Raw genomic sequence first — 9,586 nt, forward strand, 5'->3', positions numbered from 1 at the left:
GCCTCGGGACCGGTGTGTCAGCGGTGCTCTGGTGCTGCGCAGCAGGGCCCGCTGAGCGCGGCGGGCATGCGGTTCGGCAGTGATAGAGTCCGAGGTGACCGTCCTGAGAACGAACTAGGGGAGAACACCTTCATGGCCCTGCGGATGTCGACGCTGTTTGCGCGCACCCTGAAAGAAGACCCGGTCGATGCCGAGGTCGCCAGCCATAGGCTGCTGCACCGCGGCTCCTACATCCGCCGTGCCGCCCCAGGGATCTATACGTGGCTGCCGCTCGGGCTCGAGGTGCTGCGCCGCATCGAGAACATCGTGCGTCAGGAGATGGTCGCCGCCGGTTCCCAGGAAGTCCACTTCCCGGCGCTGCTGCCGGCCGGTCCCTACGAGGCCTCGGGCCGCTGGGAGACCTACGGTGACGGGATCTTCAGGCTCAAGGACCGCAAGGAAGCCGACTATCTGCTCGCGCCGACGCACGAGGAGCTGTTCACGCTGCTCGTCAAGGACCTGTACTCCTCGTACAAGGACCTGCCGCTGAGCATCTTCCAGATCCAGACGAAGTACCGCGACGAGGCGCGTCCGCGCGCTGGCCTGCTGCGCGGACGCGAGTTCATCATGAAGGACGCCTACTCCTTCGACATCGACGACGCCGGGCTGGACGAGTCCTACCAGATCATGCGCGATGCCTACATCCGCATCTATGAGCGCCTCGGCCTGCCCTACGTCATCGTCGAGGCGACCTCCGGGGCGATGGGCGGCTCGGGCACCGAGGAGTTCCTCTATCCCTCCGAGGTCGGTGAGGACACCTACGTGCGCACCACCGGCGGATACGCCGCCAACGTCGAGGCCGTCACCACGCTCGTCGGCGAGCCGCTCGATGCCTCGGACGCGCCGGCTGCACACAAGGAGACGACCCCGGAGGCGAACACCATCGCTTCCCTGGTTGATGTCTCAAACGAGCTCTTCGCCCGCGCAGACCGCCCGTGGGAGGCCGCAGACATGATGAAGCTCGTCATGTGCACCCTCGTCCACCCGGACGGGCAGCGGGAGGTCATCGCCATCGGCCTGCCCGGCGACCGGGAAGTCGACCTCGACCGGGCCGCCGGCTCCGGGATGCTCTCCACCGGCGAGATCGACCTCGAACCGGCGAGCGCGGAGGACCTGGCCAAGCACCCGGACATCGTCGTCGGCTACATCGGCCCCGGCACCTCGCTGGCCGATCAGGTGCTCGGCGCGGAGGGCAGCTCGGGCGTGCGCTTCTTCGTCGATCCGCGCATCACCCGCGAGGGCTCGCGCTGGGTGGCCGGCGGCAATGAGGCCGGCACCCATGTCTACGACCTCATCCTCGGCCGCGACTTCACTGTCGATGGTGTACTCGAAGTCGCCAAGGTTCACGAAGGCGATCCGGCCCCGGACGGCTCCGGCCCGCTGGAGCTGGCCCGCGGAGTGGAGATCGGCCAGATCTTCAAGCTCGGCACCCGCTACGCCGAGGCGCTTGACCTCAAGGTGCTCGACGAGAACGGCAAGGCCCAGGTCGTGACAATGGGCTCCTACGGTGTCGGCGTCACCCGCGCCATGGCCTGCATCGCCGAGGAGAACCACGACGACAAGGGCCTCATCTGGCCCCAGCACCTGGCACCGGCCGATGTGCACATCGTCGCCACCGGCAAGGGCGCAGAACCGCTCGAGGCCGCCGAGAAGATCACCGCCGAGCTCGAATCGATGGGCGTGCGCGTCCTGCTCGACGACCGCCCGAAGGCCTCACCGGGCGTGAAGTTCGGTGACGCCGAACTGCTCGGCGTGCCAACGATCCTCGTCGTCGGCCGCGGCCTGGCCGACGGCAGACTGGAGCTGCGCGACCGTCGCACCGGCGAAGCGACCGACGTGCCGGTCGAAGACGCCGTCGCCCGCACCGTCGAAGCCGTCGATGCGAAGTACCAGGAGCTCGGCGCCAAGCGCGGCGAACTCTGAGCTGAGTCTCCACAGCGGCCGGGACACGCAGCCGTGCCCCGGCCGCTGCGCTGCGTCTGCTGCTGTGCCCCGGCGTCTGCTGTCGGTGTTGAATTGCAAGCAGAGTTCAACCGCTGCCAGGGTTCATCTGGCGTCAAGGTTCATGACGAACAACGGCGCCAGACGACCACAGGTGACACCAGACGTCGGCACATGACGTCACCGGCGCCTCGGGAACAGGTCAGCCGTCGGGCTGGGCGTGTCGCATCGACACCCAACTGTTCTGGAGGGCCCATGACCGACACTCCCGTCTCCCCAGGAACTACACCTAGAGGGCTTCAGCGACAGCATCGCAGGCGTCCTCGCGGCAGCGGCATCTGGTCAACGGTGCGCAGCCGGCGGCGGCGATTGTGTGAGGTGATGCGACAGACAGCAGACCGAGATCAGGCGCGCAGGGGCCGGAACCGTAGAGGTTTCGGTCCCTTAAGCTTCGCTGCTCTCCGGCGTAAGCCGACGGGTGCGCGCACCGGCGGGTCGAGGGGCTGCCGTTGAGGAGGACAATGCGCGGCATGGGATTCCGGCCTTTCGCCGCGGGGACGAGCTGACCATTCATACGCTCAAGCGCACCGCTGGCAGGCGCGCATCTGACCGTCATGTCATGTCATCGCCTGTCATATGACGTCACGACCGGCCAGTCGGCACGGCTCAGCCGAGGCGCTTGAGATCGTGGGCGCTGACGCCGCCGACGCTGACCCCGCACATCGCCCGGCACACCCACAGCGAGCGGGCGGCATCGCCGAAGGCCTTCTGCGTACCCTTATAAGCAGAGCGCAGGTACCAGAACATGTTCTCCAGCTCGCGGACGACCGTCGCGCCCATGCCGTAGGCGGCTTCGATCTCGGCGTGATGGCACAGCCGGTGGGCGAACTCGCGCAGCCACTGTGCCTGCTCTTCACCGGTGGGCCGGGGGATCTCATACAGCCGGTTCCACAGCACCGGGGCGACCATATAGGCCGTCGGGCCGGTCAGCGGCTGCGGGTCGATCGCCTTCCAGGTGGCTACCCCGCTGAGGTCCGGGTGGCCGGCGAGGATGTTGTAGTAGTGCAGGTCGGCGTGCAGCAGCCAGTGCTCATCGGAGTACGCCAGCTTCTCCATCCACATTCGGGCGCTGTCGAGCACCTGATAGTCCTGGGCGGAGAATTCCGGGAAGTCGCGCACGAGCGCACAGTCGGCCTGGAAGGTCTCCAGCCATTTCGCGGCGATGTCCTGTACGCGCACGAACCCCGGCACGCCGGCAACTTTGAGCGCGCGGACGAGCTGGCCCCAGATCGGCGGCACGCTGCCCAGCGGCTCGGTCGAGAGGTTGACGGTGGTGCGCAGCCGCTCCTGCAGCGTCGCCCGGAACGAGCTGTCCTGTTCGAACACGCGCACCGCACCGTGGCCCTGCCAGGCCTGCAGGGCCTCGAGGACCTGCAGGTGGACCTGCGGGTTGGCGGTGTTGGGGGCAGCGAAGCGGATGATCGCCTGATAGTTCTCCTGTGTCAGCACCGGGATGACGAGGCTCTCGGCTCCGGCCCATGGCGAACCGGGCACCGGGTCGCGGGTGAGCTTCCACCGGTCGAGCAGCTCGATGAGCATGAAGTCCAGCGCCTGCGCCCACGCACCAGCGTATTCGGCGCCGATCACCTCAGCAGCCGAATTGAGCAGCACAGCAGGTACGCGCATCGTCATCCTTCCGTTGTCGGGGTGGCGGTGGCAGGGGCGGTGATGTCGAAGCGCAGCGTCTGAAGCTGCCCGAGCTGTGCCCGGGCCGAAGCCGACTGCCACAGGCTCGCCAGTCCCAGGCGCGGGGCCTGCACATCGTCACCGAAAAGGGGCTCGATCCGCGTGATGATCGCATCCTCGTAGGCGGCTGCGGCCGTCTCAGCTCCCGCGCTGGCCGGATCCGGGTCGATCCGCCAGGCCGGCTGATTCTCCGCTGCCGGATGCCCGGCGTCGGCCAGCCGCTCGTTGGCCAGGTCGGCTGCGACATCGAGTTCGGTGATCCGGGTGCGCATCATCTGGCGGGTGGGCGCATCAGCGGGGACGAGCACGGCGGTGCGCTCATAGGCATATGAGCCCTGATAGCAGGCTTGGGCGAAGGCGGTCAGCGCATCCTGCTGCGGATCGGCCTGCTCGCCCTCGCCTGCCGGGGTGCCGCTGTCCGCACTCGGCGAGGCACCGGCGTCGGTGTCCGGACGGTCGGCAGGCACAGTGCGGATCGTCTCCAGCAGCGGCTCAGCCCGGTCATCGCCGACCTGCTGCAGGAGCAGCACCGCACCGACAGCGACGTCGGCAAGCACCGCCCGCATCGAGTCGAGGTCATCGAAGCGGGTGACGATCGCCTCGGCGGCGGCATGCAGCCCGTCGGCATAGGTGTAGGAATCCGGCCCCGAGGTGGGGGTCGGAGTGACAAGTTCGCTCGGCGGTGCCCACTCGGGCCCGATCGCTGCAGCCAGGGTGTCCACGACCTCGGCGTCGGTGCCATCGGCCTCGGTGCGGGCGAGGATCCGCGCCACGGTGTTGCGCACGTCATCAGCGGTCGAGAGCACAGGGACCTCCGGATCGCGGTCGAGGCGCAGGCCGCAGCCGGAGAGCGCGAGCACCAGCGCTGCCGCCCCGCCCATGAGCGTGCGGCGGCTGATCCTCTTCCCCTGCAATGCCATGCTGACAATCCTAACGGCATGGATCTGGCCACCGGCCCACGGTGCGCGGAGCGCAGGCCGGGGGTCAGCCCGTGTTCAGAGACCGGCCGTAGGGTGGAGGGCATGGACAAGCACACAGCCCCCGTCAGGGATGCCATCGTCGAACCACTGGCCGCCCGCGGCATCGTCGTCGAGGACATCACTGCCCATGTCGCCGGCCGCTTCCGCACGCTGACCGTCGTCGTCGACCTCGACGGCACGACCACAGACCCGGTCTCGCTTGACCACATCACCGAGGCCACCCGGATCATCTCCGAGACCATCGACGACCTGCCGCTGTTCAACGACCACGCCTACGACCTGCAGGTCACCTCGCCGGGCGCGACCCGCCCGCTGCGCGAGACGCGTCACTTCCAGCGTGTGATCGGCCGCACGCTGGCCGTGCGCACCACCTCGGATGAAGAATTCGAAGGCGTGCTGCTGACCGTCAGCGACGGCGACGCTCCCGAGGCGGTCTTCCGGCTTGCCGACGGATCGGAACGGACCCAGAAGCTCGCCGGGATCGCCCACGCCGAGGCGGTTCTCCAGTTCAGATAGGCCTGCGCCCCCGCCCTGGGCAGGCGGCAGGTGACGCCCGGATGCTTCCCTGGCCCAGGCAACTCCGCTAGGCTCAAGGGCACATCGCCCATACCGACAACTCAACAGCCGGCACGACCCGCACGGGTCCTGGTGCCGAGAAGGACTCAGCAATGGACATCGACCTCTCTGCGCTCCGTCTGATCGAGCACGAAAGGGAGATCCCGTTCGAAACGCTTGTCGAGCTCATCGAACAGGCCCTCCTGACCGCCTACCACCGCACCGAGGGCGCCTACCCGGATGCTCGTGCGGAACTCGACACCAAGACCGGCACCGCCACCATCTGGGCGGTGGAGTTCGACAACGACGACAACCCGATCGGCGAGTTCGACGACACGCCTGACGGGTTCGGGCGGATCGCGGCGATGACCGCACGCAACATCATCCACCAGCGGCTGCGCGATGTTGAGGACGCCTCGGTGCTGGGCACCTTCAAGAACCGCGAAGGCGAGATCGTCTCCGGGCTCATCCAGCAGGGCCGCGACGAGCACATGATCCAGGTCGACCTCGGCGAAGTCGAGGCCGTCCTGCCCCCGCACGAGCAGGTGCCCGGCGAGGAGTACAGCCACGGCAACAGGATCCGCGTGTACGTCACCGACGTGCACAAGGGGCTCAAGGGGCCCTCGATCACCGTGTCGCGTTCGCACCCGAACCTCGTGCGCAAACTGTTCGCGCATGAGTCCCCGGAGATCGCCGACGGCACCGTCGAGATCGTCTCGCTCTCCCGCGAGGCCGGCCACCGCACGAAGATGGCCGTGCGGGCCACGGTGCCCGGCGTCAACGCCAAGGGAGCCTGCATCGGCGAGCTTGGCTCCCGGGTGCGTGCGGTGATGGCCGAGCTGGGGGAGGAGAAGATCGACATCGTCGACTACTCCGATTCGCCGGCGAAGTTCGTCGCCAACGCGCTCTCCCCGGCACGGGCGATGCGCGTCGATGTGCTCAGCGAAGCTCAGAAGCTCGCCCGGGCCGTCGTCCCGGCCGACCAGCTGTCGCTGGCGATCGGCAAGGAGGGGCAGAACGCCCGCCTGGCCGCCAAGCTCACCGGCTGGAAGATCGACATCGTCACCCCCGAGGACGACGCCGCCGGCGAGGGCTGAGTGCCGGGTGCGCCTGCGGGCAGTGGTAGACTGGCAGGCGTGTTATGTGCTGGTGAACCTCTGCGCATGTGTCTGGCATGCCGGAAGCGGGAGCCGATGAGTCGGCTCGTCAGGCTCGCAGTGGTTGACGAAAGCACACCGCACATTGCGGTTGACGCCCAGCGCAGGCTGCCCGGGAGGGGAGCCTGGATCCATCCCGATGAGCGCTGCGTCGACTCAGCGGTGAAGAGAAGCGCGTTCAGACGAGCGCTGCGCACTCAGGCCCCGGCCGGTGCACAGCTGCTCGATGACATCCGTCGGATTACGGAAAGCAGATGAACCGAATGGAAACCCAGCAGTGAGTGCTCAGAAATGACACCCGACGCATACGGTCGTGAGCAGTGAAATGAGAACTGTTCACTCACGATGAGGTTCCTTCCTGTCCGGGAAGGAACCCGGACAGGAGAAAAGTGGCAAAGCCCCGTGTCCATGAGCTCGCGAAGGAGCTCGGCACAACAAGCAAAGACGTGCTGGCGAAGCTGCAGGAGATGGGCGAATTCGTCCGCACTGCATCGTCGACAGTCGAAGCACCCGTGGTGCGCAAGCTGAAGGAAGCCTACGGCGATTCCGGCAGAGCAGGTGCGAAGAAGGACAAGGCTGCACAGAAGCCCGCCGCCCCGAAGCCGGGTGCGAAGTCCGCCCCCAAGCCGGGAGCCTCCGGCAGCGCCAAGCCGGCTGCCCCGGCAGCCGAGAAGAAGCCTGCCGCCCCGAAGCCGGCAGCCAAGCCCGGCCAAGCAGCCCCGAAGCCGGGCGCGCAGTCCGCTCCCAAGCCGGCCCCCAAGCCCGGAGCCGCCGGCGTCAAGCCCGGACCGCGCCCCGGCGGCGGTCGCAGCAGCGCACGTCCTGGCAACAACCCGTTCGCGCCCTCGCAGGGGATGCCCAAGCCCGGTGCCAAGCCCGGACCGCGCCCCGGCGGCGGCCGCGGCGGCGCACGTCCTGGCAACAACCCGTTCGCGCCCTCGCAGGGGATGCCCAAGCCCGGTCCCAAGCCGGGGCCGCGTCCTGGTGGCAGCGGGGACGCTGTCCGCACCGGCGGCGGCCCGAAGCCGCGCGGCGGCAAGCCAGCCCCGCGTCCGGGCGCACCGCGCCCGAATCCGGCGATGCTGAAGAACTCCGCCCTGGCCAAGCCCGCGCCGTCGCGCGGCGGCGGCCGGGGACCCGGCGGCCCCGGCGGACCCGGCGGCGGTCCCGGTGGACCTCCGCGCGGTGGACGTCCGGGCGGTCCGCGCGGCTCCGGTCGCGGTCGGGGCGCCACCCAGGGTGCGTTCGGCCGCGGCGGCGGTCGCGCACGGAACAAGAAGTCCAAGCGCGCAAAGCGCCAGGAGATGGAGCAGATGCAGGCTCCGTCGATTGGCGGCGTCACCGTCCCGCGCGGCGACGGCAGCACCCCGCTGCGCCTGCGCCGCGGATCGTCGCTGGCCGACTTCGCCGAGAAGATCAACACCGATCCGACGAACCTCGTCACGGTGCTCTTCCACCTCGGTGAGATGGCCACGATCACCCAGTCGCTGGACGAGGAAACCTTCCAGATCCTCGGCGAGGAGCTCGGCTACAAGATCCAGATCGTCTCGCCTGAGGACGAGGACCGCGAGCTGCTCGAGAGCTTCGACATCGACCTCGAGGCCGAAGCCGAGGCTGAGGACGATGAGGACCTGCAGGCCCGTCCGCCGGTCGTGACCGTCATGGGTCACGTCGATCACGGTAAGACGAAGCTGCTTGATGCGATCCGTTCGGCTGACGTCACGGCCAAGGAGGCCGGCGGCATCACCCAGCACATCGGCGCCTACCAGGTGTCGATGGAGCACGAGGGCGAGAACCGCCGCATCACCTTCCTCGACACCCCTGGTCACGAGGCATTCACCGCCATGCGTGCCCGCGGTGCCAAGGCCACCGACGTCGCGATCCTCGTTGTCGCCGCCGATGACGGCGTCATGCCGCAGACCATCGAGGCGCTCAACCACGCCCAGGCTGCCGGTGTACCGGTCGTCGTGGCGGTCAACAAGATCGATAAGGACACCGCGAACCCGCAGAAGGTCATGTCGCAGCTGACCGAATACGATCTCATCGCCGAGGAGTTCGGCGGCGAGACGATGTTCGTGCCGATCTCGGCGCTGCAGCGCAAGGGCATCGACGACCTGCTCGAGGCCGTGCTGCTGACCACCGACGCGGCGCTGGATCTCAAGGCCAACCCGGACAAGTCCGCTCGCGGCATCGCCATCGAAGCCAAGCTCGACAAGGGTCGCGGTGCGGTTGCCACCGTGCTCGTCGAGTCCGGCACCCTCAAGCAGGGAGATGCGATCGTGTGCGGCACCGCCTACGGCCGTGTGCGTGCGCTGTTCGATGAGAACGGCCAGTCAGTCGAAGAGGCCGGGCCCTCACGTCCGGTGCAGGTGCTGGGTCTGTCATCCGTGCCGCGTGCCGGGGACGCGTTCCTGGCCACCGACGACGACCGCACGGCCCGTCAGATCGCTGAGAAGCGCGATGCCATCGAACGCAATGCCGCCCAGGCACGCGGACGCAAGCGCATCAGCCTCGAGGACTTCACCAAGGCGCTCGAAGAGGGCAAGGTCGACATGCTCAACCTCATCCTCAAGGGCGACGTCTCCGGTGCGGTCGAAGCACTCGAGGATTCGCTGCTCAAGATCGATGTGGGCGAGGAAGTCGACCTGCGGATCATCCACCGCGGCGTCGGTGCGATCACCGAGAACGACATCAACCTCGCCACCGTCGACAACGCGATCGTCATCGGCTTCAACGTCCGGCCCGAAGCCAAGGCCCGCGACCTGGCGGAGTCCGAGGGCGTCGATGTCCGGTACTACTCGGTCATCTACGACGCGATCGATGACATCGAGAACTCGCTCAAGGGCATGCTCAAGCCCGAGTTCGAGGAAGTCCACACCGGCTCGGCCGAAATCCGCGAAGTGTTCCGCTCCTCGAAGTGGGGCAACATCGCCGGCTGCATGGTCAAGGACGGCGTCATCAAGCGCAACTCGAAGGCCCGCATCACCCGTGACGGAGTCGTCGTCGGCGACAACCTCACGGTGGAGTCGCTGCGTCGCTTCAAGGACGACGCCACCGAGGTCCGCGAGGGCTTCGAGTGCGGTGTCGGTCTCGGCAGCTTCAACGACATCCGCGAAGGCGATCTCATCGAGACCTTCGAGATGCAGGAGAAGCCGCGCGACTGACGCT

At 67.9% G+C, this 9,586-nt stretch carries 7 protein-coding genes; 5 read left to right on the forward strand and 2 right to left on the reverse strand.

The features are described 5' to 3' along the window. The first annotated feature begins 132 nt into the window (after nt 1–132). Nucleotides 133–1,962, forward strand: coding sequence for a proline--tRNA ligase (locus M3B11_RS13085; RefSeq protein ID WP_259877898.1), 1,830 nt, complete (start codon nt 133–135; stop codon nt 1,960–1,962). A gap of 684 nt (nt 1,963–2,646) precedes the next feature. On the opposite strand, the gene M3B11_RS13090 is transcribed toward M3B11_RS13085, so the two are convergent. Both M3B11_RS13090 and M3B11_RS13095 read right to left on the reverse strand, forming a co-directional pair. Then, nucleotides 2,647–3,666, reverse strand: coding sequence for an aminoglycoside phosphotransferase family protein (locus M3B11_RS13090; protein ID WP_259877892.1), 1,020 nt, complete (start codon nt 3,664–3,666; stop codon nt 2,647–2,649). Between the two features lie 2 nt (nt 3,667–3,668). Then, nucleotides 3,669–4,646 (reverse strand): hypothetical protein, encoded by a 978-nt coding sequence (locus tag M3B11_RS13095; RefSeq protein ID WP_259877893.1) that lies wholly within the window; start codon nt 4,644–4,646, stop codon nt 3,669–3,671. 102 nt (nt 4,647–4,748) lie between these two features. Here M3B11_RS13095 and rimP point away from each other — a divergent pair, with 102 nt between their 5' ends. From rimP to infB, 4 genes are all read left to right on the forward strand, one after another. After that, the gene (gene rimP / locus M3B11_RS13100; protein WP_259877894.1) at nt 4,749–5,222 is read left to right on the forward strand and encodes a ribosome maturation factor RimP; all 474 of its coding nucleotides are present in this window, start codon (nt 4,749–4,751) and stop codon (nt 5,220–5,222) included. A gap of 152 nt (nt 5,223–5,374) precedes the next feature. Continuing rightward, nucleotides 5,375–6,358, forward strand: a complete 984-nt coding sequence (gene nusA, locus M3B11_RS13105) for a transcription termination factor NusA (RefSeq protein WP_259877895.1) — start codon at nt 5,375–5,377, stop codon at nt 6,356–6,358. Between the two features lie 66 nt (nt 6,359–6,424). Then, the gene (locus M3B11_RS13110) at nt 6,425–6,676 is read left to right on the forward strand and encodes a YlxR family protein (RefSeq protein ID WP_259877896.1); all 252 of its coding nucleotides are present in this window, start codon (nt 6,425–6,427) and stop codon (nt 6,674–6,676) included. Nucleotides 6,677–6,807: 131 nt separating this feature from the next. Next, a complete protein-coding gene (gene infB, locus M3B11_RS13115; protein ID WP_259877897.1) occupies nt 6,808–9,582 on the forward strand; it encodes a translation initiation factor IF-2 in 2,775 nt (924 codons plus the stop codon). Nucleotides 9,583–9,586 lie beyond the last annotated feature (4 nt).

It is taken from the genome of Brevibacterium sp. p3-SID960 (assembly GCF_025144725.1).
In the GTDB taxonomy this organism is placed as follows: Bacteria; Actinomycetota; Actinomycetes; order Actinomycetales; family Brevibacteriaceae; genus Brevibacterium.

What these genes read in the sequence shown, in the direction of transcription:
- M3B11_RS13085 (WP_259877898.1), top strand. Translation starts at nt 133, where the DNA reads ATGGCCCTGCGGATGTCGACGCTGTTTGCGCGCACCCTGAAAGAAGAC.
- M3B11_RS13090 (WP_259877892.1), bottom strand. Translation starts at nt 3,666, where the DNA reads ATGCGCGTACCTGCTGTGCTGCTCAATTCGGCTGCTGAGGTGATCGGC.
- M3B11_RS13095 (WP_259877893.1), bottom strand. Translation starts at nt 4,646, where the DNA reads ATGGCATTGCAGGGGAAGAGGATCAGCCGCCGCACGCTCATGGGCGGG.
- rimP (WP_259877894.1), top strand. Translation starts at nt 4,749, where the DNA reads ATGGACAAGCACACAGCCCCCGTCAGGGATGCCATCGTCGAACCACTG.
- nusA (WP_259877895.1), top strand. Translation starts at nt 5,375, where the DNA reads ATGGACATCGACCTCTCTGCGCTCCGTCTGATCGAGCACGAAAGGGAG.
- M3B11_RS13110 (WP_259877896.1), top strand. Translation starts at nt 6,425, where the DNA reads ATGTGTCTGGCATGCCGGAAGCGGGAGCCGATGAGTCGGCTCGTCAGG.